This is a genomic window from Amycolatopsis sp. NPDC051373 (assembly GCF_040689465.1).
Lineage (GTDB): Bacteria > Actinomycetota > Actinomycetes > Mycobacteriales > Pseudonocardiaceae > Amycolatopsis.
Window position 1 is genome coordinate 314,266 of record NZ_JBFBAE010000004.1, and the last position, 26,455, is coordinate 340,720.

At 72.0% G+C, this 26,455-nt stretch carries 25 protein-coding genes and 1 pseudogene; 17 read left to right on the forward strand and 9 right to left on the reverse strand.

Annotated elements, in window-relative coordinates; all coding sequences use genetic code 11:
• The first annotated feature begins 90 nt into the window (after positions 1-90).
• On the forward strand, positions 91-1,215 hold the full coding sequence (locus AB0383_RS09910; protein WP_366186395.1) for an alpha/beta fold hydrolase: 1,125 nt from the start codon (positions 91-93) through the stop codon (positions 1,213-1,215).
• Between the two features lie 52 nt (positions 1,216-1,267).
• Positions 1,268-1,633 carry a YrdB family protein gene (locus tag AB0383_RS09915; RefSeq protein ID WP_366186397.1) on the forward strand — a complete coding sequence of 122 codons (366 nt, stop codon included), beginning with the start codon at positions 1,268-1,270 and terminating at the stop codon, positions 1,631-1,633.
• Positions 1,634-1,656: 23 nt separating this feature from the next.
• On the opposite strand, the gene AB0383_RS09920 is transcribed toward AB0383_RS09915, so the two are convergent.
• Positions 1,657-2,409: an FHA domain-containing protein gene (locus AB0383_RS09920; protein WP_364178015.1), complete on the reverse strand. Its 753-nt coding sequence runs from the start codon at positions 2,407-2,409 to the stop codon at positions 1,657-1,659.
• Between the two features lie 55 nt (positions 2,410-2,464).
• Here AB0383_RS09920 and AB0383_RS09925 point away from each other — a divergent pair, with 55 nt between their 5' ends.
• Complete coding sequence (locus AB0383_RS09925; RefSeq protein WP_366186399.1) at positions 2,465-2,950, forward strand: hypothetical protein; 486 nt, start codon at positions 2,465-2,467, stop codon at positions 2,948-2,950.
• Positions 2,951-2,960: 10 nt separating this feature from the next.
• Here AB0383_RS09925 and AB0383_RS09930 read toward each other — a convergent pair whose 3' ends face one another.
• Positions 2,961-5,195 carry a serine/threonine-protein kinase gene (locus tag AB0383_RS09930; protein WP_366186401.1) on the reverse strand — a complete coding sequence of 745 codons (2,235 nt, stop codon included), beginning with the start codon at positions 5,193-5,195 and terminating at the stop codon, positions 2,961-2,963.
• 124 nt (positions 5,196-5,319) lie between these two features.
• Between AB0383_RS09930 and AB0383_RS09935 the strand changes: the two genes are divergently transcribed.
• Positions 5,320-6,966, forward strand: coding sequence for an acyl-CoA synthetase (locus AB0383_RS09935; protein WP_366186403.1), 1,647 nt, complete (start codon positions 5,320-5,322; stop codon positions 6,964-6,966).
• Here AB0383_RS09935 and AB0383_RS09940 read toward each other — a convergent pair.
• Complete coding sequence (locus tag AB0383_RS09940) at positions 6,942-7,442, reverse strand: MarR family transcriptional regulator (protein WP_364178003.1); 501 nt, start codon at positions 7,440-7,442, stop codon at positions 6,942-6,944. The two genes, AB0383_RS09935 and AB0383_RS09940, sit on opposite strands and share 25 nt — an antisense overlap.
• 176 nt (positions 7,443-7,618) lie before the next feature.
• Here AB0383_RS09940 and AB0383_RS09945 point away from each other — a divergent pair, with 176 nt between their 5' ends.
• The 4 genes from AB0383_RS09945 (at position 7,619) to AB0383_RS09960 (ending at position 12,575) form a co-directional block, all read left to right on the forward strand.
• The gene (locus AB0383_RS09945) at positions 7,619-9,805 is read left to right on the forward strand and encodes an FUSC family protein (protein ID WP_366186405.1); all 2,187 of its coding nucleotides are present in this window, start codon (positions 7,619-7,621) and stop codon (positions 9,803-9,805) included.
• A gap of 112 nt (positions 9,806-9,917) precedes the next feature.
• The gene (locus tag AB0383_RS09950) at positions 9,918-10,112 is read left to right on the forward strand and encodes a hypothetical protein (protein ID WP_366186407.1); all 195 of its coding nucleotides are present in this window, start codon (positions 9,918-9,920) and stop codon (positions 10,110-10,112) included.
• A gap of 27 nt (positions 10,113-10,139) precedes the next feature.
• Positions 10,140-10,868: a GntR family transcriptional regulator gene (locus AB0383_RS09955; RefSeq protein WP_366186409.1), complete on the forward strand. Its 729-nt coding sequence runs from the start codon at positions 10,140-10,142 to the stop codon at positions 10,866-10,868.
• 465 nt (positions 10,869-11,333) lie between these two features.
• A complete protein-coding gene (locus AB0383_RS09960; RefSeq protein WP_366186411.1) occupies positions 11,334-12,575 on the forward strand; it encodes an MFS transporter in 1,242 nt (413 codons plus the stop codon).
• Here the strand turns inward: AB0383_RS09960 and AB0383_RS09965 are convergent.
• Positions 12,466-13,554: a mandelate racemase/muconate lactonizing enzyme family protein gene (locus AB0383_RS09965; protein ID WP_366186413.1), complete on the reverse strand. Its 1,089-nt coding sequence runs from the start codon at positions 13,552-13,554 to the stop codon at positions 12,466-12,468. The genes AB0383_RS09960 and AB0383_RS09965 overlap by 110 nt on opposite strands.
• Before the next feature lie 112 nt (positions 13,555-13,666).
• Between AB0383_RS09965 and AB0383_RS09970 the strand changes: the two genes are divergently transcribed.
• Entirely contained in the window at positions 13,667-14,206 is a 540-nt protein-coding gene (locus tag AB0383_RS09970) for a dihydrofolate reductase family protein (protein WP_364177986.1), read from the forward strand.
• Here the strand turns inward: AB0383_RS09970 and AB0383_RS09975 are convergent.
• On the reverse strand, positions 14,189-14,857 hold the full coding sequence (locus tag AB0383_RS09975; protein WP_366186415.1) for a TetR family transcriptional regulator: 669 nt from the start codon (positions 14,855-14,857) through the stop codon (positions 14,189-14,191). The genes AB0383_RS09970 and AB0383_RS09975 overlap by 18 nt on opposite strands.
• Positions 14,858-14,959: 102 nt before the next feature.
• On the opposite strand from AB0383_RS09975, the gene AB0383_RS09980 reads away from it, so the two are divergent.
• From AB0383_RS09980 to AB0383_RS09990, 3 genes and pseudogenes are all read left to right on the forward strand, one after another.
• A complete protein-coding gene (locus AB0383_RS09980; protein WP_364177981.1) occupies positions 14,960-15,790 on the forward strand; it encodes an SDR family NAD(P)-dependent oxidoreductase in 831 nt (276 codons plus the stop codon).
• Between the two features lie 96 nt (positions 15,791-15,886).
• Complete coding sequence (gene speB, locus AB0383_RS09985; protein ID WP_364177978.1) at positions 15,887-16,915, forward strand: agmatinase; 1,029 nt, start codon at positions 15,887-15,889, stop codon at positions 16,913-16,915.
• 933 nt (positions 16,916-17,848) lie between these two features.
• A pseudogene (locus AB0383_RS09990) lies at positions 17,849-18,031 on the forward strand (cytochrome P450); the annotation flags it as partial.
• A 23-nt stretch (positions 18,032-18,054) separates the two neighbouring features.
• Here the strand turns inward: AB0383_RS09990 and pip are convergent.
• A complete protein-coding gene (pip, locus tag AB0383_RS09995) occupies positions 18,055-19,152 on the reverse strand; it encodes a prolyl aminopeptidase (RefSeq protein ID WP_366186417.1) in 1,098 nt (365 codons plus the stop codon).
• A 164-nt stretch (positions 19,153-19,316) separates the two neighbouring features.
• Between pip and AB0383_RS10000 the strand changes: the two genes are divergently transcribed.
• Positions 19,317-19,781: a GNAT family N-acetyltransferase gene (locus AB0383_RS10000; protein WP_364177970.1), complete on the forward strand. Its 465-nt coding sequence runs from the start codon at positions 19,317-19,319 to the stop codon at positions 19,779-19,781.
• Here the strand turns inward: AB0383_RS10000 and AB0383_RS10005 are convergent, their stop codons facing one another.
• Entirely contained in the window at positions 19,782-21,104 is a 1,323-nt protein-coding gene (locus tag AB0383_RS10005) for a hypothetical protein (RefSeq protein WP_366186420.1), read from the reverse strand.
• A gap of 94 nt (positions 21,105-21,198) precedes the next feature.
• Positions 21,199-21,426 carry a winged helix-turn-helix domain-containing protein gene (locus AB0383_RS10010; protein WP_366186422.1) on the reverse strand — a complete coding sequence of 76 codons (228 nt, stop codon included), beginning with the start codon at positions 21,424-21,426 and terminating at the stop codon, positions 21,199-21,201.
• On the opposite strand from AB0383_RS10010, the gene AB0383_RS10015 reads away from it, so the two are divergent.
• The 3 genes from AB0383_RS10015 to AB0383_RS10025 all read left to right on the forward strand — a co-directional run bounded on the left by AB0383_RS10015 (position 21,404) and on the right by AB0383_RS10025 (position 23,598).
• Positions 21,404-21,772, forward strand: a complete 369-nt coding sequence (locus tag AB0383_RS10015) for a hypothetical protein (protein WP_366186424.1) — start codon at positions 21,404-21,406, stop codon at positions 21,770-21,772. The two genes, AB0383_RS10010 and AB0383_RS10015, sit on opposite strands and share 23 nt — an antisense overlap.
• 117 nt (positions 21,773-21,889) lie before the next feature.
• Positions 21,890-22,603, forward strand: a complete 714-nt coding sequence (locus AB0383_RS10020; protein ID WP_366186426.1) for a hypothetical protein — start codon at positions 21,890-21,892, stop codon at positions 22,601-22,603.
• 137 nt (positions 22,604-22,740) lie between these two features.
• A complete protein-coding gene (locus AB0383_RS10025; RefSeq protein WP_366186428.1) occupies positions 22,741-23,598 on the forward strand; it encodes an SAM-dependent methyltransferase in 858 nt (285 codons plus the stop codon).
• 66 nt (positions 23,599-23,664) lie between these two features.
• Here the strand turns inward: AB0383_RS10025 and AB0383_RS10030 are convergent, their stop codons facing one another.
• A complete protein-coding gene (locus tag AB0383_RS10030; protein WP_366186430.1) occupies positions 23,665-24,573 on the reverse strand; it encodes a LysR family transcriptional regulator in 909 nt (302 codons plus the stop codon).
• Positions 24,574-24,679: 106 nt separating this feature from the next.
• On the opposite strand from AB0383_RS10030, the gene AB0383_RS10035 reads away from it, so the two are divergent.
• Positions 24,680-26,413 (forward strand): pyruvate dehydrogenase, encoded by a 1,734-nt coding sequence (locus AB0383_RS10035; protein ID WP_366186432.1) that lies wholly within the window; start codon positions 24,680-24,682, stop codon positions 26,411-26,413.
• The last annotated feature ends 42 nt before the right edge of the window (positions 26,414-26,455 follow it).

Below are 26,455 nucleotides of genomic sequence, written 5' to 3' on the forward strand. Positions count from 1 at the left end.
GATCCGCGGCGCGGGTTGCCCTCCGGGAACGCGGTGGCCAGGGTTCAAGTTAGTCAGTTTTAGTGACTAATTCGACCCGAGGAGCTGACGATGTCGGTGATCGAGCTGACGACCTTCACGGTCCGTTCCGACCGGACGCGGGCGATGCTGGACGCCCGCCCCGGCATGGTGGAGGCCTTCCGCCGGGACCGGCGCGGGTTCGTGTCGGCACGCCTGGTGCGGGTGTCGGAGGACACCTGGCTGGACTTCGTCGAGTGGACCGACGACACGGCCTGGGACGCCTCGCGCGCGAAGGGTGCGAACCAGCCGGAGATCGCCGCGTTCTTCGCGACGCTCGATACTTTGGTGCGCTCCGAACGGGGCGTGCGCTATGACGACCCGGCGGGCGCGAGGGTCCGGACCATTGCCTATGGGCCTTCGCCGTCGCAGGTGGGGGAGCTGTACCTGCCCGAGGGAGCCGGGCCGTTCCCGGTGGTGGTGCTCGCCCACGGCGGGTTCTGGACGGCGCTGTACGACCGCCGCCAGATGACCCGTCTCGCCGACGACCTCCTCGCACGCGGATACGCGGTGTGGAACGTCGAGTACCGCCGCCTGGGCGAACCGGGCGGCGGCTGGCCGGGCACGTTCACCGACTTCGCCGCGGCGGTGGACGCCGTCGCCACCCTCGACCCCGCGCTCGACGTCTCGCGTGTCGTCCTCGTCGGCCATTCCGCCGGCGGCCAGCTCTCCGCCTGGGCCGCCGGGCGCTCGGCCCTGCCCGCCGGCGCACCGGGCGCAGACCCGAAGGTCACGGCCGGCGCTGTCGTGTCGCTCGCCGGCGTCCTGGACCTGCGCGGGGCGGCCCACGCCCGCCTCGGCCGCGAACTGGCCGACCCTGATCTGCCGGCCCCGGCCGGCGCCCCCGTCGAAGCGGATCCCGCGTACGTGCCGGCCGTCGCCGCACTCGCCGGCGACGGCCTGGTCCCGGCCCTCCTCGGCGGCACCCCGGCCACCGTCCCGGACCGCTACGCCCTCGCCACCCCGGCCGACACGGGCGTCCCCCTGCTGGTCGTGCACGGCGACGCGGACGAGATCATCCCTGCGGCCCAGGCGCGCAGCCCGTACGCCCAGGAGACGGTAAACGTCACGGGCGGCGGCCACTTCGAGGTGATCGACCCGGCGAACCCGTCGTGGGCGCGCGTGGTGGCGTGGCTGGAGGCGAAACTGGCCGGCTGATCGGCGGGGGAGCTCGGCCGGGTGACCGGGGCCGGTCGCTACGCTGCCGGGCATGACCACCACTCGTCCGGCCTTGCGGGGGTTGCCCGGGTTCGTGCTCGTCATGCGGTTCTGCACGGAGCTGGCCCTGCTGGCGGGCCTGGCGGTCGCCGGGGCGCGGCTGGGTGGGGGTGTGCTGCTGGACGTCGTCGGCGGGGTGCTGTGGCCGGTGCTGGCCGGGGCGATCTGGGCGCTCGTCGTGGCCCCCAAGGCACCACGGCGGGCACCGGAGCCGACGCGGTTCATCCTGGAGTTCGCGTTGTTCGCGGCGGCGGCCGTGGCGCTGGCGGCGTCCGGCCTGCTGATCACCGGGATCGTGCTCGCTGTGGTCGGCGTGGCGACGGCGGTCGCGGTGCGGGTCTTCGCCAAGGACTCCTAGCCGGAAGCCCGGGTCGTGCTGCCTCAGTCGAGCCGGTCCAGGACGTCCAGATCGGCGCGGGTCAGCGAGTTCGTGGTGATTGCCAGCTCCGTCAGCAGGTTGTGGTTGAGCGAGTTCCCGATCGGCTCCGGCACCTCCGTGCGCTTGAGGCCGCGCACGCCCTGACCCGAGAGCCGCTCGCGCACGGCCGCGATCACGCGGTCGACCTTCCGCACGTCCCACTCGCCGTCCGGCTCCAGCGCGCCCATGATCTCGGCGACGTGGCCGCGGCTCATGGGCTGCGGCTGGACCTCCCGCCGAAGGTACTGCTGGCCGAGCACCGTGAGCACGAGCCGCTGGGCGGCGGTGAGGTCCCACTGCCGGCCGGGCAGCGTCGGGCCGGTGACGGGCATCGGCCGGTTGTGGTCGGGCGCGTTCACGCGGACCTCGAGCGGGTGCTTGCGCCCGCCCGAGCCGACCACGAGCAGCGTGGTGAAGCCCGCGGGCAGCGGCTCGGGCTCGTCGTCGGAGTGCAGCAGCCGCGTGGGAGAGAACTCGATCGGCGTGTGGCCGGAGTTGCTCAGCAGCCACCAGCCCCGCCGGTACGTCAGCGCGCCGTGCTCCCGGCTCACGCGCGGGTCGTCCTCGCCCACCTTGACACCGTCCGGCCCGGGCCGGCGCCCGAACGGCAGCCGGGCGTACTCGGCGGGCAGCACGACGGCCGTGCCCGCCAGGCCGCGGACCACGACGGCGCCTGGTGTCTCGGATGCGGGGTCGTCAGCGGGGAACGAGGTCACCTCGGGTCCTCTCGAATCGGGGACCGGTCCCGTGGCAGGCCGGTACGGTGCGCGCATGGATCTTCGCACCACTGCCCGGGTGGCCGCCGGCCCCGTGGCCGCCGCGGCTCTGCTCGCCGCTCTCTCCGCGTGCGGGAGCGACCCCGCCCCCGTGGCACCGGCGCCGTCGGCGTCCGCGCCCACCTCTTCCTCTTCGGTCGCTCCGCCCTCGACATCGGTGCCCGACCGCGAGCCGCACACCCTCGTGCTCAACGCGACGGGCGAGGGCAAGCTGACGCAGATCAAGTACACGCTCGACGGCGAGACGAAGCAGACCGGCGCGGTGACCCTGCCGTGGCGCCAGTCGCTCACCGTGCCGGCCGACGGCAAACCGCACCAGTGGACGCTCGAGATCTCCTACGCGGGCGGCACCAAGGGCACCGTCGACATGTTCTCGATCGTCGACGGCAAGGAGAGCATCCACACGGGTGCGGGCAGCGCGGGTTCGCCCGGTTCGCACATCAGTGGCAGCGCGTCCGTCGGCGGGACCGTGCAGGGCTGAGGACCCGCGCTCACACCGGTCCGGCGTCGTGGGTCCACCAGTCGATCAGCGCGAACGGATCGTTGCCGCGGTGGGCGATCGTCTCGATGGTCGTCGCGTCGTCCGTCCACTTGAGCACGCGCTCGCCGCCGGGGTCCTCGGTCGCGCAGGAGAGCCGGCCCGTGCGCCCGCCGCGGGAGTACGGCCGGTCGCCCGAGAAGTCCTTCGGCAGGCTCGTGCACGCGGCGTCGCTGTCGCCGGTGCTGTTGAACACCTGCCGCATCGTCGCGGCGTCGGGCAGCTGGTAGTAGACCACCAGCCCGGCGCCGCTCGTCCGTCCACACGCGACAGCGGCGACCGCGGTCACCGCACCGAGGTCCTGCCACTTCTGATCCGCGGACGGGCGCACGCAGTTGAGCCGCGACTGCTGCGGCACGTGCTGCAGCAGCGCGCGCTCGGCGTCGGTCGGGAACGCCGGCGTGGCGTGGGAGTTCACCTCGCTCACGATCCGGCTCAGCGGCGCGAGGTGCCACTGCGCCCACCACCCGCCGACGGCGTCGGGCGAGGAACCCGTGACGTGGCCGATCATCGAGAACGCCTCGAGGCTCCAGTCCATCGCGACCGTGCCCTCGGGACCCGGGTGGCACAGCACCTGTCCGAGGTCCACGCTGAGCCAGTCGAACCGCGTCGTGCCGAGGAAAGCGCCGCCCGGGCACCCGCTCCCGCTGGGCGCCTTGGCCGCGCCGACGAGACCGGTGAACGCCGAGCGCAGCGCCGCTACGCCGGCGAACCGGAAGTACGAAACCTGACGCGCGCCCGTGCCCTGCGGTGTGCAGGTGATCCCCGCGACGGCACCGGCATACGCGTCGAGGTCCGCGGGTGCCGCGCGCCGGCACGCGGAGCCGGCCGCGACGTGGAGCACGGCCTTTTCGTCCGCGGTGGGGAACGCGGCCGGCGCCCAGCCCGTCCAGCCGGCCCACGCCTTGCGCAGCGCGGCGTCGTCGGGTGCTTCGGCCCGCGTGACGGTGCGGGCCTTCTCGTCGGTCCAGACCACAGTGGCCGTGCCGTCGCGGTCCTGGCACAGCACGCGGCCGCGCGCGGGTCCGGTCGCGGGGTACCGGTGCTCGCCGCCCGTCGCGGTGGCGCAGTCGCCTTGGTTCGCGTCGACGCCCGCACGCGTGACGGCCTCGGCGTACGCGGCGGTCACCTGCTGCGGGGTGGCGTAGACCGCCGTGGTCGCCGCCTGCCCGGACGCGTCGTGGCACGTCACCGTGGCGGTCGCGCCCGCCGCGGGCTGGTTCGCCGCGGCGCAGCCGTCGCGCAGAGCGGTGGGTACGCGGGCCAGCGTCGAGTCCGCGGTGCCCGGCGAACCGCCGGTGGTGAACCACAGTACGAGCGCCGCCACCACCACGAGCGCGGCGGCCGGGATGCCCACCACCTGCCATCGGCGCTTGCGGCGCCCGGCCCGTTCGGCCGCCTCGGTGGTGGCCACGAGGTCGTCGACGAGTTCCGCGCACGTGCGGTGCCGCTTGGCCGGATCGCGGTCGAGGGCCCGGCGCAGCGCGGCGACGCCGGGGTGCGCGAAGTCGGCGTGGTGGTGCGGGGGACTGCCGGAGAGGCATTCGTAGAGCACGCACGCCAGCGCGTACACGTCGGCAGCCGCTCCGACCGGCCGGCCCTCGCGTTGCTCCGGGGCTGCGTAGTTCATCGTGCCGAGGAACCCGCCGGTCGCGGTGAGCCGCGTCAGGTCGAGGTTGCGTGCGATACCGAAATCGCACAGGTACACGCCACCGGTCGCGTCTTCGAGCAGGATGTTGCCCGGCTTCACGTCGCGGTGCACCAGGTTGCGGGCGTGCGCGGCGTCCAGCGCCGCGCCGACCCCGCGCCCGATCGCCACCGTCTGCTCGAACGACAGCGCGCCGCGGCGGTGGATCAGCCGCGCGAGGTTCGTGCCGAGCACGAACTGCATCGCGAGGTACCCGAGGTGCCCGTCGGCGGAGAACCCGGCGTCGTAGGACGCGACGATGTGCGGGTGGTCCAGGGCCAGCGCGATGCTCGTCTCACGCTCGAAGCGCCGGCGGAACCCCGGCTCCGCCATGAACTCCGGCCCGACGACCTTGAGCGCGACCGGCCGCTGCGCCACGAGGTCGTAGGCCTCGAAGACCTCGCTCATGTTCGTTTTGGCGAGCTGGCGCAGCAGCCGGTAACGGGGCAGCCGGCCGGTGATGTCCGGCCGGTCGAGCGTCGGTGCTTCCGTCTCGTCCACTTCTTCGTCCCCCGAGGTGCGCCGACGGAGCTTAACCGGTGGCGCGCGAGTGCCGCTCGGCCTGGCAGGTCGCGGCCGCGCGCCAGGGTTGCGCGCCGCGCGGCGGTGGATGAAACTCCGGACCATGCCGAGCCCGTTCAGCGCCGAAACCGGCGAAGCGATCCAGCACGCGCGTCAGCACTCCGTCGGTGACCTGCTGCGGCGCACGGCCGCGCGGTACCCGGGCAAGCTCGCCGTTGTCGACGGCGAGCGGCGGCTGAGCTTCGCGGAGTTCGACGCGGCCGTGAACCGCTGCGCCCACCGCCTCGCCGAGCGCGGTCTCGTCAAAGGCGACCGGCTTGCGCTGTTGAGCCACAACTGCCTGCAGTACGTCGTGCTGGCGTTCGCGACAGCCCGGCTCGGCGTGGTGCTCGTGCCCGTCAACTTCATGCTCGGCGCCGACGAGATCGCCTACATCCTCGGCCACGCCGGGGTGTCCGGGCTGATCACGGAAGACGCGCTGCTGGCCACCGGCGCCGCGGCGCTGGAGCGCGCCGGCCTTGGCGACGGGGTGCGTGGCCGGATCGGCGGCACTGCCGAGGACTGGGAGGACTGGGAGGATGCGGACGCCTGGATCGACGGCCCGGGCGACGAGACCGACCCCGGCGTGGCCGTCACCGACGACGACCCGCTGCGGCTGATGTACACCTCCGGGACCGAGTCGCGGCCGAAGGGCGTGCTGCTCTCGAGCCGTTCGCTGATCGCGCAGTACGTGTCGTGCGTGATCGACGGCGGCATGAGCGCGGACGACGTCGAGGTCCACTCCCTGCCGCTCTACCACTGCGCGCAGCTCGACTGCTTCTTCTCCGTGGACGTCTATCTCGGCGCCACCAGCGTGATCCTGCCCGGCCCGGACCCGGCCGCGCTGCTGGCGGCCGTCGAGCGCGAGCGCGCCACGAAGCTGTTCGCGCCGCCGACGGTGTGGATCTCGCTGCTGCGCCACCCGGCGTTCGACACCACCGATCTGTCCAGCCTGCGCAAGGGTTACTACGGCGCTTCGGCGATGCCGGTCGAGGTTCTGCGCGAGCTGGCCCGGCGGCTGCCCGACGTCGAGTTCTGGAACTTCTACGGCCAGACCGAGATGGCGCCGCTGGCCACGATCCTGCGCCCGCACGAGCAGCTGCCGAAGGCCGGTTCGGCGGGCCGGGCTTCGCTCAACGTCGAGACACGCATCGTCGACGAGGACGGCCGCGCGCTGCCGCCGGGGGAGATCGGCGAGATCGTGCACCGCAGCCCGCACGCGACGCTCGGCTACTACGAGGACGAGGAGAAGACGGCCGCCGCGTTCGCCGGCGGCTGGTTCCACTCCGGCGACCTCGGCGTGCTCGACGACGAGGGCTACCTGTCCGTGGTGGACCGCAAGAAGGACATGATCAAGACCGGCGGTGAGAACGTCGCGAGCCGCGAGGTGGAGGAAGCCCTCTACCGCCTGGACGGCGTCGCCGAGGTCGCCGTGTTCGGCGTCGCGCACCCGCGCTGGATCGAGGCGGTGACGGCGGCCGTCGTCCCGCGCGAGGGCGTGGAGCTGACCGCCGAGGCCGTGCTCGCCCACGCGCGCGAGCACCTGGCCGGCTACAAGTGCCCGAAATACGTGGTCTTCACCGACGCGTTGCCGAAGAACCCGAGCGGGAAGATCGTGAAGCGCACCCTGCGCGACACCCACGCGGACCTCGCCTCGGGGGAGCAAGGCACTCAGTTGTCGGGTACTCAGTCGCCTGGTGCTGTCAGGTAGCGCTGGGCGACGGCCTTGTTGTAGCGGCTCAGCAGCGAGCCGAACGAGCGCAGATCCTCTTCGCTCCAGTCCCCGAGCAGCTCCGCGGACGCGTTGCGGCGGCGCGACTGCGTCACGCGCATGCGGTGACGGCCCTCCTCGGTCGGCGTGAGGATGCTGCGCCGGCGGTCGGCCGCCGACGGGCTGCGCTCGACGAGCCCTTTGCCGAGCAGCACCGAACCTTGCCTGCCGACGGTGGACGGGTCTAGACCGAGTGCCCCGGCGAGCGTTCCGACGTCCGCCGAGCCCAGTTCGTCCAAAGTGCGCAGCAGCAGGTACTCCGCTTGGTCCAGTTCGGCGTAGGCGTCGGTGCGCCGACGCAGCAGTTCGAAGTTGCGCACGAGCACCGCCGTGGCCAGTTCGAGCACGTCGAGTGTGTCGCCGGTCTCGGCGAGCCGATCCGCGAGCTTCGAGGCTGCGAAAGTCGGTTCGATCACTCGGACTCCAAACCCCTGTATGACACCGGTATTTATCGGTATCATACCGGTGATCACTCCGAACGCACGGGAAGGCGGGTTTTGTGCTGCCCACGGCCAGGGAGTTCCGGGACAGGGTCGTCGCTTCGGATCCGGGTCTCAACCGGTTGAGATCGGCCGGTTCCGCGACGATCGGCATGGCCAGTGCCCTGGGAGTCGAGTACCTCGTGGCGAAGCTCACGGGTGCCGACGCGATGGGCACGCTCACCTCGATGCTGCTCGGCGCGGTCGTCGGGATGATGGGCTCGATGGCGCTGGGCGACGGCGGAGCGTGGGTCAAGACCCGCACGGCGGCGTTTTTCCCGGTCGCGCTCGGCACGGGCATGACGCTTGGCGTGCTCGTCGGTGACAACGGCACCCTGATGCTCGTCGTGTTCGTGCTCGTGATGTTCACGTCGGTGTACGTCCGCAAGTTCGGCGGGCCCTTCTTCTTCTACGGCTTCATGGGCTGGATGGGCTACTTCTTCGCGGCGTTCCTTCACGCGACGTTCGCGACGCTCCCGGGCCTGCTGCTCGCGGTGGTCGTGGCGACGGTGTGGCTGCTGCTGCTCTTCCTGACCGTCTTCCGCACCAACACGACGAAAACGCTGCGCCGCGTGTTGCGCGCGTTCGACGCGCGTGGCCGGGCGGTGGCGCGCGCGTGCGCCGACCTGCTCGCCAACCGCGAGCCCAAGGAGGAGGCGCGGTTGCGCCGCCGCCTGCAACGGCGGCAGGCGCGCCTCGCCGACACAGCGCTGATGGTCGAGGGCTGGTCGGCTCAGCCGGGCGCGGTGCCGCGCGGGCGTTCGGCGGCTTCGCTGCGACGTCAGATGGTCGACGCGCACCACTTGCTCGACGAGCTCGCCACGGCCGCCGACTCGTTGGTGCGCAGCGGTTCGGGCCTTACCGTGCTCGCCGCCGAGGTGGCCGACCGCCTGGCCCGCCGCGACGACCGCGGCGCGAGCGAGGTCGCCTACCGGCTCGCGGGCCACGCCGAGGGCGCCGGCGGTGCCGCGGGCGGTTGGTGGCCCGCACGGCACTTCGCGGCGGCAGCCCTGGAGGTCGTGGCGGTGTTCGACGCCGCGCCGAAGCCCGAGGAGATCGAGGCCGAACCGGAGGACGACTTCGCGCCGGCCGTCGGGCTCGCGTTCGGCAACCTGCCCGGCTCGCCCGCCGCGGCGGGCGACGTGCCGGCTCGGCAGTCGAAGTGGAACCCCTTGGCACGGTTGGACTTCATCACGCGGCAGGCGGTGCAGAGCGCGGTCGCGGGCGGGCTCGCGATCCTCATCGGCAAGGAACTGTCCGACGCGCGGTACTACTGGGCGGTGCTGGCGGCGTTCTTCATGTTCACCGGCACGGCCACGCGCACCGAGACGTTCATCAAGGGCTTCAACCGTGTGCTCGGCACGCTGGTGGGGTTGCTCGCGTCGGTCGGGTTCGCGGAGCTGACCGCGGGCAACACCGCCGCCGTGCTGGTGACGATCTGCGGCGCGATGTTCTTCGGGTTCTACCTGATCCAGATCTCGTACGCGTACATGATCTTCTTCGTCACGATCATGGTCGGGCAGCTCTACAGCGTGCTCAACGAGTTCTCCGCGGGGCTGCTCGTACTGAGACTCGAGGAGACCGCGGCCGGCGCTGTGGCGGGGCTGGTCGTCGCGGTGCTGGTGATCCCACTGTCCACCCGGGACACCGTGCGCAACGCACGGAACAACCTGCTGACGGCCCTGGGCGACATCCTCAAGGCCGCGGCCGAGCGGCTGGAGCACGGCAAGGCCGTGGACCCGCAGCCCGATTTCGACGCCCTCGCGCGCGCCTTGGACCACCGCCGCTACCAGCTCGCGCTCGTCGCGCGGCCGCTGACCCGGCCCATCCTGGGCGGCACGGACTCGCCGAAGCTGCGGCACCGGCTCGCGCTCTACGCGGCGCTGGCCACGCACGGCCGCGCGCTCAGCGTCGCCGTCCGCTGGCCGGAAGGCGCGTACAGCGCACACCCGGAAGGCCCGGTCGCGGCGTGCACCGCGCTGGCGGCGGCCGTCGAGGAACTGGCCGCGACGCCGGTGGGCGAGCCTGCCACGGCGGTGCGCGGTCCGCTGGCGAGCGCCGACGTGGCGTTGTTCGCGTACACGCCGGCGGCTCCGGGGGACCGGGCGAAGGATCCAGTGCTGCTGGCGTTGAGCCACCTGTACCTGGTGCTGCGCGATCTGACGGCCACCGGCCCGATGGAGCTGCGTCCGTCTCCGGCACTCGCGTCGCCGGGGCCGCGGCTCTACCGGCAGATCCGGGCCGGGTTGCCGCCGGTGCCGGCCCCCGTATCGGCCCCCGTGCCGACCCGGGAAAACTGACATCCGCGCACGAACCGTGCCCTTCGCGACCTTCCTCTGAGACCGCTGGCGCCCTTCGGGCGGCGGAGGCGCTATCACTCTCCTACTGGGGATTTCCGGGAGGAGGGCTCCGATGGCCGCGGAAACGAGGCAGACCGTCCAGCTGTGCCGGTGCGTGTGTTCGGTACTGGGACACCACCATTCGGTGTGCGACGAGCTCGCCGTGCCGGGTGCCACGGTCGCGCTGGTGTCCGGCACCGACGTGCGGGCCGTGCCCGCGTGCCTCGGCTGCCACACCGCCGTGAACCGCCGACTGGCGCGCCGCTGAGGCTTCGCGGGGGACTACGCTTTCCGGGTGGCGCGACGGAAGAACCCTGCGGTGGACCTGCCCGAGCACCCGAGGCTGACGCTGCCGCCGCGCACCATCCTGCGCGACAGCGTGTACGAGGCACTCAAGGCGATGCTCATGGATCTCGACGTCGCTCCCGGCAGCCGCCTGTCGATCGACGGCATCGCCCGCCGCCTCGACGTCTCGCCGACCCCCGTGCGCGAGGCCCTCACCAAACTCGAGTCCGACGGCCTCGTCGCGACCCGGCCCAACGCCGGCTACGTCGTCGCGCCCGTCCTCGACGAGACCGAGCTGGACCACCTCTTCGACGTTCGTGTCCTCCTGGAGCCCGAGGCCGCCCGCCTCGCAGCGGGCGCCGCCTCGAAGGCCGAGGTGTCTTCCCTGCGCTCCGCCTGCGCGGCCATGTCCGCCCACCCCGCCGGCGAGGACTACCACGCCTATCGCGACTTCGCCGTCCTCGACGCGCGCCTCCACCGCGTCATCGCGGAGGCCTCGGGCAACCCTCTCATCGCCGACGCCCTCGCCCGCCTCCACACCCACACCCACGGCTACCGCCTGTACTTCCGAGTGGGCATCGCCGCCGAGACGACGCGCGAACACGCTGCCATCGTCGAGGCGATCGCCTTGCACGACGGCCCCTCCGCGGCGGCCGCGATGCGGACGCACCTGGACCGTTCGCGGGTCCGGCTGCACAGCGCCTACGACGGCGGGCCCGGCCGGTCCGAAGAGGACTGATCGGGGTTGTGCACGGGCACTGATTCGCTTCGCACGACGGCCGCGCGGCCCAGGCCACCGCCACGAGCACCGGCCGCTCGCGCTCGGCGGGGCGGCGGTTGCTCAAGCAGCGCGGCCGGGTCTGACCGCGCCGGCCGGGTCGCCGGCCGGCTGGCGTTCGCCTGAAGCGAGGTCGCCGCGACCCAGTCGTGGTGCTCAGCCGTCTCGACCGTTCGCGCCCGGCGGCGCGACCGGTCCTCAGGCGACGGGCGCGAGATTGCTCATGGCGCGCTTCGCGTCGGGCCCGGCAGGGGGAGCCGCCTGACCGCACCGGATTTCGGTAGCCGGCGACCGGTCGTGCGCTGCTAGGTTCGTGGGAGTCGCCCGGGCCCGCATTGGTTCGGGCCTTACCTTCCCCCGGCGACGAGGGCCTCGGGTCGCGTGGCGATCGTGGTTCGCCCCGTCGGGTGGCGTGAAGGAATGTCGATGTCGGGCGCCGGTCGTTATCGGTCGCTGTTGTGCACGCGGGGTGCGGCTGCGTTCTTCGTGGCAGCCGCGGTGGGGCGCGTGGGGATTGCCATGACGGGGCTCGGCCTGGTGCGGCTGGTGCATGCGCGCACCGGGTCGTACGGCACGGCCGGGCTCGCCGGGGGCGGGTTCGCTCTTGCCGAGGCGTTGTGGGGGCCGCAGGTCGCCCGGCTCGTCGACGCGCTCGGGCAGACGCGCGTGCTGCCGTGCTGTCTCGTCGTGCACGGCGGCGCGATCGCCGTGGTGCTGGGGTCCTCCAGCGTGGCGGCGGAGGTCGTAGCCGCGAGTTGTGCCGGTGCGGTCGTGCCGCAGCTCGGTGCGCTCTCCGGGGCACGGTGGGCGTACCTGTTGCGAGAGCGGACCGAAGAGCTGCCCACCGCCTTCTCACTGGAGTCGCTGGCCAACGCCACCGCGTTCCTCCTCGGGCCGGTGCTGGTCACCTCGTTCGGCGCGGCCGGTGACGAGACGTTGGCCACCGCCGTCGCGGCGAGCCTGATTCTCGGCGGGGGAGCGGTGCTGGCCGGCCGGCACCGCACGGCACCCAAGCCCGCGAAGACCCTCCACACAGGACAAACCCTGCTTCGCCCGGCCTTCGCCCGGATCGCCCTGATGAATCTGGCCCTCGGCATGTACTTCGGCACCACGCAGGTCTCGGTGAGCGCCTTCGCCCTCGATCACGGCGCCCCGGCCGCACCGATCGTCGCCGTGGCCGGCGTCAGTGGGCTGCTGTCCGGCTGGATCTACGGACTGCGCCACCACCGCACCCCCGCCCGGCGCCGGCTCCTCAGAACCAGCGCCTACCTCACCGGTGCATCGGTGTTGCTTCCCCTCGCCCCCAACGCACTCTGGCTCGCCGCCGCCCTCGCCCTCACCGAGGCGGCGATCCCGCCCGCACTCGTCCTGCTGAACGTCGAGACCGAGAAGTCCGTGCACCCCGCAGCGCTCACCCAGGCGTTCACCTGGAACAACTCCGCCGGCGCAGCCGGTTCTGCTCTCGCGGCCTCCATCGCCGGACGAGTGGCGGACGGTGGGGGCGCCACCGCCGCACTGGCGCTGGCGCTGGTCCCCGCGGCCGGTCTCCTCGCGTTGGTCAGGCCACCCGGCGATCGTCCATCGCGTCGCGGTTCCACGGGATGCCCAGGCCCGGCGTCTCCGGGGCGACGGCGTGCCCGTCGGAGATCGTCATCTCGCCCGTCGTGATGGCGCGCAGCTGCGGGATGTGCTCGACGTAGCGGCCGTGGGGAATCGCGGCGGTCAGGCTGACGTGCAGCTCCATCAGGAAGTGCGGGCACACCTGGACGTTGAACGCCTCCGCCAGGTGCGCGACCTTGAGCCACGGCGTGATCCCGCCGACGCGCGCGACGTCGACCTGCACGATCGAGGCCGCACCACGGTGGAGGTAGTCGCGGAACTGCGCCACGGAGTAAAGGGACTCCCCGACGGCGACGGGGATCGGCGTGGCCGCGGCCAACCGGGCGTGACCGGCGACGTCGTCGGCGGGCAGGGGCTCCTCGAACCAGAGCAGGTCCACCGCCTCGAACGCCTTCGTCCGCCGGATCGCCTCCGCCGCGGTGAGGGACTGGTTGGCGTCCACCATCAGGTCGAACCGCGGCCCGACGGCCTCGCGCACGGCCCTGAGCCGCTCGAGGTCCTCGTGGGCGGTGGGCTTGCCGACCTTCACCTTCACCCCGCCCCACCCCGCGGCCGCGGATTTCCGGGCGCCCGCGACGAGTTCGTCGGTGCTCAGGTGCAGCCAGCCGCCTTCGGTGTCGTAGAGCGGCACGCGTGGGGCGAACCCGCCGGCGACCCGCCACAGCGGCTCGTCCGCGCGCCGGCACTTCAGGTCCCACAACGCCGTGTCCACCGCCGCGAGGGCCAGCGACGTGATCGCGCCGACGGTGGTGGCCCGCGTCGAGGCGAACAGGTCGTGCCAGACCGCCTCGATCCGGCGCGAGTCCTGGCCGATCAGCCGGGGCAGCAGGTGGTCGCAAAGCAGCGCGAGCACGGCCGTGCCGCCGGTGCCGATCGTGTAGGAGTAGCCGAGCCCGGTGCCGCCGTCGGCGGTGGTCAGCTCGACGAACACCGTCTCCTGCTTGAGGAACGCCTGCACGGCGTCGGTGCGCTCCTGCTCCACCTCGAGATCGACGAGAAACGCCTCGGCCTTCACGACCACAGCCACGCGGTCCTCCTCGCTGACTCGGCAGGGACAGTGCACGATCCTATAGGAAAGTGCACCGATGAGTTTCCGTGCCCGCGCCGGTCGGTACGGGAAACGACCACGGAGGTGTGGAATGGGCAAGCTGCTCTACTCGGCGGCGATGTCGCTCGACGGGTTCATCGCGGGGCCGGGCGGTGACATGCAGTGGGTGAAGGAGTTCTTCGGCCCCAACCCCGAGATCGACCGGCTGGTGGCGGACATCGGCGCGCTGCTCGTCGGGCGCCGCACGTATGGCGGCGACGATCCGTACCGCGACACTGAAGCCGAGGGCAAGGCCTTCGGCGGCGCCTGGGAAGGGCCGCAGTTCGTCCTGACGCACCGGCCCGCCGAGCCGGCGCCCGACGTGACGTTCGTCGACGACCTGCGCCGCGGTGTCGAGCTGGCGAAGGCGGCCGCGGGGCAGAAGTACGTGAACGTCCTCGGCGCCACCGTCGCGCGGGCGTGCCTCGATGCGGGGCTGCTCGACGAGGTCCTCGTGTCGGTTTTGCCCGTGCTGCTGGGCGACGGGGTGCGGCTGTTCGACCGGCCCGGCGGCGATCCGGTGCGCCTCGAACGGAAGTCGCAGACCGAAGCACCGCTCGCGACGAACCTGTGGCTACGCGTCGTGCGCTGACGAGATCAGGCCGGTGAGGACGGCTTCGGTGAGGTGGCGCAGCCGCGGCGTGAACTCGACGACGCCGTGGCCCAGCCGCGGGTCCTCCCGGTAGAGCTGCGCGAGCGTCTCGGGCGGGTGCGAGATCTGCCAGAACGAGGCGGCCAGTGACGTCACGGCGCCGACGACGTGGCGTCCGCCCGCCGCACCCAGCCCCGGAAGTGTCCGGGTCAGGAGGGCGGCGATGTCCTTGACGGCGTCCAGTGCGGAGAGCTTGAACGCGCGCACCGACTCGAGCGACACGTGCCGTTCGAGGGTGAGCGCCGCGTGGGCGAGGAGGTCGCAGAAGAGCGGTCGTTCGTCGAGCGTGCGCGCGATGACGCCGGCGACCTCGGCCGGCGACGCGCCGGTGGTCTCGTCCAGTGCCGCGTGCAGCCCGGCTGCCCAATCACGCCAGCCCTCAGCGGTGAGGTGCAGGTAGATCTCTTCGCGGGTCTCGAAGTAGCGCAGCAGTGCGGACTTGTGCACGCCGACTTCGCCGGCGATGTCCCCGAGTGTCACGGCCCGCACGCCGTCGCGGGTCGCGAGCAGCCGTGCCGCGGCGAGGATCGCCTCGCGCCGCTGCTCTTTGTGCTCGGGGCGCCGCGCCCGCTGGAAGTCGGAGGTGACCACTCGCACAGGTTACCGCAACGCCGTTGTGTTGTTAAGAGAACGACGTTGCGCTAACTTGGAGATGCGGGGAGCCTCCCCGCTCGAGGCGAGAGGGATCGAACGATGAGCAAGGTGTGGCTGGTCACGGGTGGTTCGCGCGGTCTGGGCCGGGCGGTGGTGGAAGAGGTGCTGGCGGCAGGCAACGACGTCGTGGCGACGGCGCGCAACGTCGACTCCCTGAAGGACCTCGACGAGCGTTACGGCGATCACCTGCTGCGTCACCCCCTGGACGTGACCGACCCGGCGCAGGCCGAGGCGGCCGTCGCGGCGGCCGTGGAGCGGTTCGGGCGGCTCGACGTGGTGGTGAACAACGCGGGCTACGCCAACCTGGCCTCGGTCGAGGAGGTCGACCTGGCCGACTTCCGCGCGCAGGTCGAGGCGGTGTTCTTCGGGACTGTGCACGTGACCAAGGCGGCGCTGCCGGTGTTCCTGGCGCAGCACTCGGGGCACTTCATCCAGGTCACGTCGATCGGCGGCCGGGGGACCGCGCCCGGCATTTCCGCTTACCAGAGCGCGAAGTTCGCGACGGAGGGCTTCTCCGGTGTGCTCAACGACGAGGTATCGGGCCTGGGGATCAAGGTCACCATGGCCGAGCCGGGCCTGATGCGCACGGACTGGTCCGGACCGTCGATGGAGGTCCGGCCCTACAAGCCGGAGTACGAGCCCACGATGGGCCCGCTGATCGAGCACCTGCGGAGCAAGCGGGGCATCGAGCCGATCGACCCGGCCGCGGTCGCGCGGGTGTTTCTCCAGGTCGTGGAGATGGCCGAGCCGCCGCTGCACCTGGTGCTCGGCAGCGACGCCGTGACCATGGTGCGGGCCGGGATGACGAAGCTGATGGCGGAGGACGAGCGCTGGGCCGAGCTCGGCCGGTCCGTCGACTTCGCGAGCTGAGCAGCGCCGAACCGAGCTTCGCGGGGGTTCGAGCGGAGGCGAATCGGGGCAAAACCGGGACACCACGGCGGTAGGTTGGCCCGCAAGGAGGACGTCATGGCTCGTTACGGCACCCAGTTCGGCCCGGACCTCACCTTCCTCGGCGTAGCGCGCTGCGATTGGGCCGATCCCGCCACCTACGCGGGCGCCGACGTCGTGATCCTCGGCGCGCCGTTCGACGGCGGCACCTCGCACCGCGCGGGCACCCGGTTCGGCCCGCAGTACATCCGGCAGAGCTGTTATCTCCCGGCCGACGGTTCGCGCCCGTCGCTCGCCCTGCGGGTGGACGCGTTGCGGGACCTGAAGGTCTTCGACGCCGGCGATGTCGAGATGTACTCGGGCGACGCCGAACGTTCGGTGCGCTCGCTGCAGGAAGCGGTGTACGCGGTTACTGCCACGGGCGCGATCCCGCTGGTGCTCGGCGGGGACCACACGATCGCGTGGCCGGACGCGGCCGGGGTGGCGCAGCACCTCGGCCAGGGGCGGGTGTCGATGGTGCACTTCGACGCGCACGCCGACACCGGCGACATCGCGTTCGGCTCGCTCGTGGGCCACGGCCAGCCGATGCGCCGGCTGATCGAGTCGGGTGCGGTGCGCGGCGACCGGTTCCTGCAGCTCGGCCTGCGCGGCTACTGGCCCGGCCAGGAGACGCTCGACTGGATGGCCGCGCAGGGCATGCGGTCCTACGAGATGACCGAGATCGTCGCGCGGGGGCTCGAACAGTGCCTCACCGAGGCGTTCGGGATCGCCACCGACGAGTGCGACGGCGTGTTCCTCTCGGTGGACATCGACGTGTGCGACCCCGGCCACGCGCCGGGCACGGGCACGCCCGAGCCGGGTGGGCTCACCGCCCGGCAGCTGCTGGATTCCGTGCGGCGCATCGCGTACGAGCTGCCGGTGGTGGGCGTCGACGTGGTCGAGGTGTCGCCGCCCTACGACCACGCGGACATCACGTCCTTCCTCGCGAACCGGGTGGTGCTGGAAGCGTTGTCGGGCATCGCGCGCCGGCGCCGCGACCACGCCGAGGGCACGGTGTGGGACCCCACTCGGCCGCTGCTGGCCGATCGGCCCGACCGGCGTCCGTGACGGGTCCGGTGACCCGAACGCGCGACGTTTTCCGCCCGTGCGGCCGATGCCGCGTGCCCCGCGCGCCCCTACGGTGGTGAGTCCTCGGAGTGGGGAGGACACGTGGCCAAGTCGGTCGAGGAGATCCTGGCGAACGTCGACCTGTACGCCGAAGACCAGCGCGAGAACCTGCTGGCGGCGGCCGCGGCCGCCAGAAGTGGTTGTCCCGTCCCGCACACCGACGCCGACGGCGGCTACCACCTGCTCACCCGGTACGAGGACGTGCGGGCGGTCTGCGCCGCGCCGGAGCTGTTCAGCTCGGCGCAGCCCGCGATCCGCGGCGTGCCGGTGCGGGTGATCCCGATCGACACGGACCCGCCCGGCCACCGTGAGTACCGGCGGATCCTCAACCCGTTCTTCACCCGCGCCGTTCTCGCGCGGTACGAGCCGCAGCTGCGTGAGCTCGCGCGCACGGCGATCGAGTCCTTTGTGGACCGCGGCGCGTGCGATATCGTGGGCGACTTCGCGATCCCGTTCAGCGCCGGCTCGCTCGCACGGATCGTCTTCGCGACGGACAACCGCGACCTCGTGGACCGCGGGGTGGCGGCCGCCAAGGAGGCCGCGGTGACCAGCAGTCCCGAGGCGTTCCAGACACTCGCGGGCCTGGCGATGGAGGCCCTGGCCGAAGCCGAAGCGAAGCCGGACGACGGCGAGGCCGGCGTGCTGCGCGCCCTCGTCACCGCGACGATCGACGGCCGGGCGCTCACCCTCGAGGAACGGCTCGGCATGGTGACCACGCTGTTCCTCGGCGGCCTCGACACCACGCGCGGGGTGATCGCGAACATCGCCTATCACCTGGCTACCCGCGACGACGTCGAGCCGATCCTGCGCGATCCCGGCGGCTGGCAGCGGGAGCTGGAGGAGTTCCTGCGGCTCGAGACCACCGTCGCGTTCATGGCGCGCACGGCCACCCAGGACACCGAGATCGGGGACACGCCGGTGAAGGCGGGGGAGCGCGTCGCCGTGTTCTTCGCCGCGGCCAACCGCGATCCGGCGCGGTTCGAGCGGCCCGACGAGCTGGTATTCGACCGTCCGAACGTGCCGCACGTGTCGTTCGGCTTCGGCATCCACCGTTGCCTGGGCCTGCACTTCGCGCGTATTCAGCTGGCGGTGGCGTTCGAGGAGCTGCTGGCCCGGACCACACGGTTCAGCCTCGCCCCGGGTGCGGAGATCCGGCGGCAGGTCGGGCTCAGCCTGGGTAGTCCGTACCGGCTGGACGTGACGTTCGACCGCGCCTGACTCACGCGGGTTCGAAGCCGGCGATCGCCTTCGTGACCGCCTCCCCCATGGCGGGGCTGCCGGTGTGGCCGGAGTCGTCGATCACCACGAGGTCGGCGGACGGCCAGGCCTGCACGAGGGTTCCACGCCGCCCGCAGCGGCACACTCAGGTCGAGCCGGCCCTGGACGAACACGGCGGGGATGTCGTGGAGGCGGTGGACGTTCCCCAGGATCTCGCCGGCTTCCAGCCACGCGTGGTGGCCGTAGTAGTGCGCGCACATGCGGGCGAGCGTGATGAGCTCTTCCTCCGGGCGATCGCTGTACTGGCCGGGTTTGCCCTTGATCTCGTGCGCGATCACGGCGTCTTCCCAGGCGCACCAGTCGCGCGCGGCCTTCAGCTGCGCCGCTCGGTCGGGCGAAGCGAGCAAACGGGAGTACGCGGCGAGCAGATCACCGTCGCGTTCGGCCTCGGGTGCGCCGGCGCGAAAGGCCTCCCACTCGCGGGGCAGCAGCCGCCCGAGGCCGCGGTAGAGCCAGTCGACCTCGTCGGGAGTGCTGGTGAAGGCGGCGATCAGAACCAGATCCGAAACGCGTTCGGGGTGGCGCTCGGCGTAGGCGAGCATGAGCGTCGCGCCCCAGGAGCCGCCGTACAGCATCCATTTCTCGACGCCGAGGTGCTCACGCAGGCGTTCCATGTCGGCGATCAGGTGATGGGTGGTGTTGTGCTCCAGGCTCACCGCCGGGTCCGCGATGTTCGGTACGCTTTCGCCGCAGCCGCGCTGGTCGAACAGGATGATGCGGAACTTCTCCGGGTCGAACCCCTTACGGCTGTTGCGTGTCCCGCCCGCGCCGGGGCCGCCGTGCACGCACACCACCGGTTTGCCGTCGGGGTTGCCGCTGGTCTCCCAGTAGATCCGGTTGCCGTCGCCGACGTCGAGCAGGCCGTGCGCATACGGTTCGAGCGGCGGGAACGGGGCCATGGCGGGATCCTCCAGGGTGTCGGTGGCCCGGGAAGAGCCCGCGAAGCGCTCAGGTCCGCCGGCACGTCTCGGCGGTCGCCTCGGCGTGCGTTTCCAGCTCGCCGGTTGAGGTCACTACACATTCGATATTTACATGATTAATCGACATCGTTACCGTTTCCTGAATGGACCACATCGTCACCGCGGTATCCGCGGAACTGATTCCGGCGCTCGTGTCCTCGGTGGACGCGTTGTTCCGCGAGGACGGCGGCCGCCACGACGACCGGATGGACCTCGCCTGGCCGCGGCGCGAAGGCTCCGCCTACTACACCGCGCTGCTGACCGACGAGGACGCGCTTTGCCTTGTCGCACAGGGAGAACACGGCGTCGCCGGGCACCTCGTCGGCCGGCTCCGGCGGCACGACTCGTTGCGCCCCGGTGCCGTCACGGCGATTCTCGAAAGCATGCGAGTCGCCGCTGAGAAACGCCGAACCGGGATGGGCACCGCGCTCGTCGAGCGATTCGACGAATGGGCGAGAAACAACGGTGCGGACCGATTCGAGGTAACCGCCTATGCCGCCAACACCGACGCCCTCGCGTTCTACCACCGGCACGGCTTCCGCGAGTTCGAGCTCACCCTCCGGCGCTGATCACCCCGTGGAGATGTCCAGCACTGCCTTGCCGTCGAGGACACCGGAGAGGCGGACGGTCACCATGTGGCCCGCCGTGCCGAAGGATCCGCTGCCACCGACACCGAAGCTCATCTCGCCGGAGGCCTGGAGAATGCGGACGCCGCTCGAGGTGACGGACGCGGTGAACGTCATGCCGCTCGCGGTGATGTCGGCCTGGCCGGTCACGAGGACCTGGCACTTGCCGCCGGCGCACGCGCCCAGATCGGTGCCGTTGGCGGCGGGCGGCAGCGTCGGGGGCGGTGAGCCGAGCGGGCGGCACTGCGGGGCGACGTCGTGAGAGTGGGCCAGCACCGGGTTCGCGGCCGCGATCGTGGGCAGGTCGGGCGTGGGCAGGGCGATCGTCGCCAGCACCCCGATGATCTGCTGCGCCTGTGGTTTCAGCTGCTCGACGGGCTGGAAGTCCAGGTCGGGCATCCGAGAATCGCTCGACGGCAGTTTCGGTACCACCGCGCGCAGCGAGGCGAGCAGGCTGTCGTGGTACTTGTCCGCCGCGGGGATGCCCGAGGGTGTGACGGTGCCCAGCGTCTCGACCAGCTGGGCGACGCCGGAGCCGGCCGAAGAGATGAAGCTGCTCAGGTCGAAGCCGCTGAGGCGGGCGTAACGCGGATCGGTGATGACGAGGTCTTCGATTTTCTGCGCCTTCAGAGCCGCGGTGGCGGTGACCGCGCCGCACATCGTGTCCGCCCACGCCACGAGCGGGCGCGTCGGCGCGGCGTCGTCCACGGGACCGAACTGCCGCAGGGGCGCGCAGGCGGACGCGACGTTGTACGACGCGTTGAGCTTCGCGTCGCCGCGCACTGCCGTCGTCAGGTCGGCGGCCGCCGGCTTCAGCGCGGCGACGGCGGTGGCGAGCTCGCGGGCCTGCGCCAGCGTCGGCTGCGCGGTGGTCTCCGGGGGCGCCTTCTTGGTCACGTCGTCGAGTGACTTGCGCAGCTGCGTGACGAAGGCGTCCGCGGCCTTGACGCCCGACGGCGGCATGGACTTCAGTCCCGACCCGGCCTGGCCGATCCGCCCCGTGATGCCGCTGACGTAGGAGCTGATCTCCGAGGCGAGGAAGTCGGCCTGCGACGGGTCGGCCGCGGTGTGGTTCACCTCGTCGATCCCGGCCTGCAGGCCCTGCAGCGCCTGCACGCTCGTGCACACCGTCTGCGACCACGCCACGAGCGCCCGGGCGGCGGCGGGCACCGGGGGCAACGGCGCGGGCAGCGCGTGCCCGCCCGTGGTGCACCCGGCCGCGGCCAGCACGACCGCTCCCAGCACGACCGCCGACCGAACCCGCATCTCCGACTCCCTTCCCCCGGTGGGCGCAGACTAGGCCGGCCCTTCCGGGAGGGGTCCCCGACGATCGGGGGACTCCACTGTGGACGGTTCCGGATCAGCCGGGGGCCAGCACGTAGCCGACCCCGGGCACGGCGTGGATCAGCGGCGGGTCGCCCAGCTTGCCGCGCAGCCGGCTGATCTGCCCGGGCAGCACGGTGGAGTCCGGGTGGACCATCGCGTCCCAGCCGTGGTCGAGCAGGTCGGTGTGGCTGACCGGCGTGCCCTGGCGCGAGAGCAGCAGTTCCAGGAGCGCGAACTGCGTGCGGGTGAGGCTCAGCCGCACCCCGCCGCGCCGGGCTTCCAACCGCGCCGGGTCCAGCTCCAGGTCGCCGCAGCGCAGCACGGGCGGCGGTGCCGGTGAAGACGGGGCGCGGGTCGACCTGGCGCCGCCGCAGGACCTGGGCGACGAGATCGCGCCGACCTGGACCAGCTCGCGTGAGCTGGACTTCGCGGTGGTCGTGTCGGGTGAAGGCGAGCTGAACCACGTGGTGCTCGCGAAGCGCGTGCTGACGATGAAGGTGCCGGTGGACCCGGTGCGCAAGTACTGCTTCCAGATCCAGGGCACGGACGGTGTCGAGGTGTACTTCAGCCGGCCCATGCCGGTGCGTGGGGCCGTGGGTCACCCGTGAAATTCCGTCACCCTGGGTGAGCAAGTGGGGGCGGGTTTACCCGATCGGGCGGAGGTTCATAAGATCTTGCCGCCGGTCGTGCCGCGGGCTCGCGGCCCCGGCGGTCTGGAGGTCTGGATGGCAGGCACGGGGCCCGGCGCAGGTCGCGATGAGCTCGACTCGGTCGCGAAGCTGGTGAGCCTGTCGGAGACGGCGCCGATGCCGCGCATCGACGGCGAGCGGCCACCGCTGGTCAAGCGGCCGAAGCCCGAGCCCGATCCGAGCGGGCTGTACCCCGAGCCCGCCACCGCGCCGCGCACCTCGGGCGAGGGCCCGGTCACGAAACCGCAGTCGATCGTCGGCGAGCTGCCGCTGGGGCTCGACGCGATGTTCTCCGCCGCGGGGCCCGAGCACGAAGCCGAACGGACGCAGACCTCGCCGCCCGTGGCGAACCGGCGCAATACGCGGTACGTGGTGATCGCCGGCGCGGTGGTCGTCGCGCTGGCCGGGCTCGGCACGTGGGCGCTGTGGCCCGCGCCGGAAAGCGGCTCGGCCGGTCGGCCCGCGGAAGTGCCGGTCGCGCCGTCGAAGCCCTCGTCGGCGCCGCCGGCGGTCACCACCATGACGGCGAGCCCGACGCTGCCGACGGCGACCGACCAGGTGGACCACACCACCGTGCGCACCACCGAGGGGCAGAAGTCCTCGCGGCAGCCGGCCGGCGAGCACCCGAGCGCGCCGCACGGGACGTCGGCAGGCACGACGTCGGGGGACCTCTGGAGCTCGGCCGTGAGCTCGTACCTCCAGGACTGGAGCAGCCGCCACCAGCAGCCACCGAGCCGCCACCGCGGCTGACGGGCGCGGAAGGCGCAGGTAGCACCGATTTCCGCGCCCGACGTGCAGCTGAACGGACGACCTCACGTAACCGGAGGGGGTCAAGGTACTACTCTGAGTGGGTCAAAGCCGCCCCCGAGCCGCCTTGCGAGGTGCCCATGCCCAGCGCTCCGCCGTCCACGCTGTCGCCCAGCCAGGTTCCCGTGGGGGTCGACCCGAACCGGCCGAGCATCGCGCGGATCTACGACGGCTTCCTCGGCGGCAACCATTACTATGAGGTCGACCGCGCGGTCATGGATAAGATCAGCAAGGCCGTCCCCGAGGCCGTGCACATCGCGCGCGGCAACCGCGGTTTCCACAACCGCGCGCTGCGGATGCTGGCCAACCAGACGGGCATCCGCCAGTTCCTCGACTGCGGTTCCGGCCTGCCGACCGCCGAGAACACCCACCAGATCGTGCAGCGCGCCCACCGCGACGCGCACGTGGTCTACGTCGACAACGACCCGGTGGTGCTCGCCCATGGCCGCGCGCTGCTGGCCGAGAACGAGTACACGCACATGGTCGACGCCGACATCTTCCGGCCGGAACTGGTGCTGGAGAACAAGACCGTGCGCGAGTACATCGACTTCTCGCAGCCGCTGGGCCTCCTGCACATCGGCACCATCCACCACTTCGAGGGCGACGGCGCTGTCGAGGTGATGCGCCAGTACATCGACGCCCTCGCACCGGGTTCGTTCGTGGCGCTCGCGCACTTCTACGACCCCGAGGTGCCGGAGCTGACCGCCGTCGCGAAGCGGATCGAGGAGATCCTCGTGTCCGGCCCGCTCGGCGCCGGCCGCTTCCGAACACGCGCGGAGATCGAAGGGATGCTGCCGGGCCTGGAACTGCTGCCGCCCAACGCGACCAGCGGCCCCGGCATGTCCGTCTGCGACGAGTGGTGGCCGGACGGCCCGCGGCTCACCCCGCTCAGCGACTCGGCGAAGTGCGTCGCGGGTGTCGTCGGCCGCAAGCCGTGAGCTGACCTTTCCGGAGAACCCCGGCACCCGCGTGGTGCCGGGGATTTTTCTTGCTCGGCAACGCGTTCAGGTCGGCAACGCGCGTGGCGCCGTGGCGAGCACGTGCTTGCGGAACGTCTCGCTCGCCGGCGGGAGCACCCGTCCGGCGAGCTGGGCCAGACCGATGTCTCTTGCCGCGGGTACGTCCGTGACGCGCAGGTGCGGGGTCGTCGGCGCGGTCGCCGCGGGCGGGAAGGTCGCGGTGTGGGGGAGCGGCAGCAGGGACACGCCGAGCCCCGCCGCGACGAGCCCGCGCAGGGTCTCCACCTCCTCGCCCTCGAACCCGACGCGCGGCGTGAACCCGGCCTGCGCGCACAGCTGTTCGGTGGTCTCGCGCAGCGCGTATCCCCGGCGCAGCAGGATGAACGACTCCTCGGCGACGTCGGCCAGGCGGGCCTGCTTGCGGCGTGCGAGGCGGTGTTTCGGCGGCACGGCCAGCAGCAGCGGTTCCTCCAGCAGCCGGACCCAGTGGATCAGCGGGTCACCCGGGTCGCCGCTGGTGAGCACGAGGTCCGCCGTGCCGTCGAGCAGTTCGCGCGCCAGGCCTTCCTCGCCGTGCTGACGCAGCTCGAACCGTGCCCTGGGGTGCGCGGCGCGGTAGCTGCTCACCACCGGCGGCACGAGCCAGGTGCCGAACGTGTGCAGGAACGCCAGCGGAATCACGCCGGACTCGGGATCGACGGCTTCGGCGACGGCGCGCAGACCCTCGTCGTAGCGCTCCAGGATCGCGTCGACGTGGGTCGCGAAGGCGTGGCCCGCGGGCGTGAGCCGCAGCGCGCGGCCCGAACGCTGGAACAGGGCGGCGCCGGCCTCGCGCTCGATCCGGTGCAGCGCACGGGAAAGCGCGGGCTGGGTGAGCCGCGCGCGGGCCGCCGTGTCGGTCACCGTCGCCCCGCGGGCCACCTCCCGGAAGAGTCGCAGCACGTGCAGATCCATGCCATCCATACTGCCACGGCATGGAATCGAGGAGAAAGAGGCATTGGACGCATACCGGCAGGCAGCACATGCTGGAGGCAGGTTTTCCGAGAGAGGAGCGTGGCTCATGGCCACTGTGGCCGAACAGCTCGTGCGGACCCTGCGCGATGCCGGTGTTGAACGGATCTACGGCATCGTCGGCGACAGCCTGAACCCGATCGTCGACGCGGTGCGCCGCACCGACGGCATCGAGTGGGTCCACGTGCGCCACGAAGAAGCGGCGGCGTTCGCGGCCGCGGCCGAAGCCCAGGTGACGGGAAAGCTCGCCGTGTGCGCGGGCAGTTGCGGCCCGGGCAACCTGCACCTGATCAACGGGCTTTTCGACGCCCACCGCAGCGGCGCGCCGGTGCTGGCGATCGCGTCGCACATCCCGTCGGCGCAGATCGGCACGGGGTTCTTCCAGGAGACGCACCCGGAGCAGTTGTTCACCGAGTGCAGCTACTACAGCGAGCTCGTGTCCCAGCCGGAGCAGATGCCGCGGATGTTGCGGATCGCGATGCAGACGGCCGTCGGCAAGAGCGGCGTGTCGGTGCTGACCATCCCGGGCGACATCGCCGACCGCAAGCCCGCGAAGCCGGGTGCGGAAAAGGTCCAGCTCGTCACGCCGTCGCCCGTCGTGCCGCCGGCCGCGACGATCGAGGAGCTGGCGCGCCTGCTCGACTCCGGCGAGAAGGTGATGCTCTTCGCCGGCGCCGGGACCCGCGGCGCGCACGACGAGGTGCTGGCCCTGGCCGAGCGGCTCAACGCTCCGGTCGGCCATTCGCTCGGCGGCAAGGAGTGGATCCAGTACGACAACCCGTTCGACGTCGGTATGAGCGGCCTGCTCGGCTACGGCGCCTGCTACGACGCGATGCACGCGGCCGACCGGATCGTATTGCTGGGCACGGACTTCCCGTACGACAACTTCCTCCCGCAAGCCCGCACGATCCAGGTCGACACCGACGTCGCGCGCCTGGGCCGCCGCACTCCGCTGGAGCTGGCGGTCCACGGTGACGTGAAGGCGACGATCGAGGCCGTGCTGCCGCTGCTGCGCCAACGGACCGATCGCACCTACCTCGACCGGATGTTGCGCGAGCACGTGCGGAAGCTGGAGAAGGTGGTTTCGGCCTACACCACGAAGATCGAGCACCGCCGGCCCATCCACCCGGAGTTCGCCGCCGCGGTCCTCGACGAGGTGGCCGACGACGACGCGGTGTTCACCGTGGACACCGGCATGGGCAACGTGTGGGCCGCGCGCTACCTGACGCCCAACGGCCGCCGTCGCGTGCTCGGCTCCTTCCGCCACGGCAGCATGGCCAACGCGCTGCCGCACGCGATCGGCGCCCAGTTCGCCCAGCCGGGCCGCCAGGTCGTGTCGCTCTCGGGCGACGGCGGCCTCGCGATGCTGATGGGTGACCTGCTCACGCTGTCGGCCTACGACATCCCGGTGAAGGTGGTGGTGTTCAACAACGCCACGCTCGGCATGGTGAAGCTCGAGATGCTCGTGGACGGCCTGCCCGACTTCGGCACCGACCAGGCACCCGTGAACTTCGCCGCGATCGCCGAGGCGTGCGGTATCCACGCGACGCGCGTCGAAGACCCGCGCGATGTGCGGGAGGCGCTGGCGAAGGCGTTCGTCCACCCCGGACCGGCCGTGGTCGAACTCGTGACCGATCCCAACGCGCTGTCGATCCCGCCGCACATCACCGGCGCGCAGGTCCGCGGCTTCGCGCTCGGGGCGAGCAAGACGGTGCTCAACGGCGGCGTGGGCAAGATGATCGAGCTCGCGCGCACCAACCTGCGCAACGCGCCGGGCTTCTGAGCCGGCGGCGGCCCGTACGCTGGGCGCCGTGGAGGTGACCGA

What these genes read in the sequence shown, in the direction of transcription:
- AB0383_RS09925 (WP_366186399.1), top strand. Translation starts at nt 2,465, where the DNA reads ATGGATCTTCGCACCACTGCCCGGGTGGCCGCCGGCCCCGTGGCCGCC.
- AB0383_RS09945 (WP_366186405.1), top strand. Translation starts at nt 7,619, where the DNA reads ATGGCCAGTGCCCTGGGAGTCGAGTACCTCGTGGCGAAGCTCACGGGT.
- speB (WP_364177978.1), top strand. Translation starts at nt 15,887, where the DNA reads ATGGCTCGTTACGGCACCCAGTTCGGCCCGGACCTCACCTTCCTCGGC.
- AB0383_RS10005 (WP_366186420.1), bottom strand. Translation starts at nt 21,104, where the DNA reads ATGCGGGTTCGGTCGGCGGTCGTGCTGGGAGCGGTCGTGCTGGCCGCG.
- AB0383_RS10035 (WP_366186432.1), top strand. Translation starts at nt 24,680, where the DNA reads ATGGCCACTGTGGCCGAACAGCTCGTGCGGACCCTGCGCGATGCCGGT.
- AB0383_RS09910 (WP_366186395.1), top strand. Translation starts at nt 91, where the DNA reads ATGTCGGTGATCGAGCTGACGACCTTCACGGTCCGTTCCGACCGGACG.
- pip (WP_366186417.1), bottom strand. Translation starts at nt 19,152, where the DNA reads ATGGCCCCGTTCCCGCCGCTCGAACCGTATGCGCACGGCCTGCTCGAC.
- AB0383_RS10000 (WP_364177970.1), top strand. Translation starts at nt 19,317, where the DNA reads ATGGACCACATCGTCACCGCGGTATCCGCGGAACTGATTCCGGCGCTC.
- AB0383_RS09950 (WP_366186407.1), top strand. Translation starts at nt 9,918, where the DNA reads ATGGCCGCGGAAACGAGGCAGACCGTCCAGCTGTGCCGGTGCGTGTGT.
- AB0383_RS09970 (WP_364177986.1), top strand. Translation starts at nt 13,667, where the DNA reads ATGGGCAAGCTGCTCTACTCGGCGGCGATGTCGCTCGACGGGTTCATC.
- AB0383_RS09935 (WP_366186403.1), top strand. Translation starts at nt 5,320, where the DNA reads ATGCCGAGCCCGTTCAGCGCCGAAACCGGCGAAGCGATCCAGCACGCG.
- AB0383_RS09960 (WP_366186411.1), top strand. Translation starts at nt 11,334, where the DNA reads ATGTCGGGCGCCGGTCGTTATCGGTCGCTGTTGTGCACGCGGGGTGCG.
- AB0383_RS10020 (WP_366186426.1), top strand. Translation starts at nt 21,890, where the DNA reads ATGGCAGGCACGGGGCCCGGCGCAGGTCGCGATGAGCTCGACTCGGTC.
- AB0383_RS10025 (WP_366186428.1), top strand. Translation starts at nt 22,741, where the DNA reads ATGCCCAGCGCTCCGCCGTCCACGCTGTCGCCCAGCCAGGTTCCCGTG.
- AB0383_RS09915 (WP_366186397.1), top strand. Translation starts at nt 1,268, where the DNA reads ATGACCACCACTCGTCCGGCCTTGCGGGGGTTGCCCGGGTTCGTGCTC.
- AB0383_RS09980 (WP_364177981.1), top strand. Translation starts at nt 14,960, where the DNA reads ATGAGCAAGGTGTGGCTGGTCACGGGTGGTTCGCGCGGTCTGGGCCGG.
- AB0383_RS10030 (WP_366186430.1), bottom strand. Translation starts at nt 24,573, where the DNA reads ATGGATCTGCACGTGCTGCGACTCTTCCGGGAGGTGGCCCGCGGGGCG.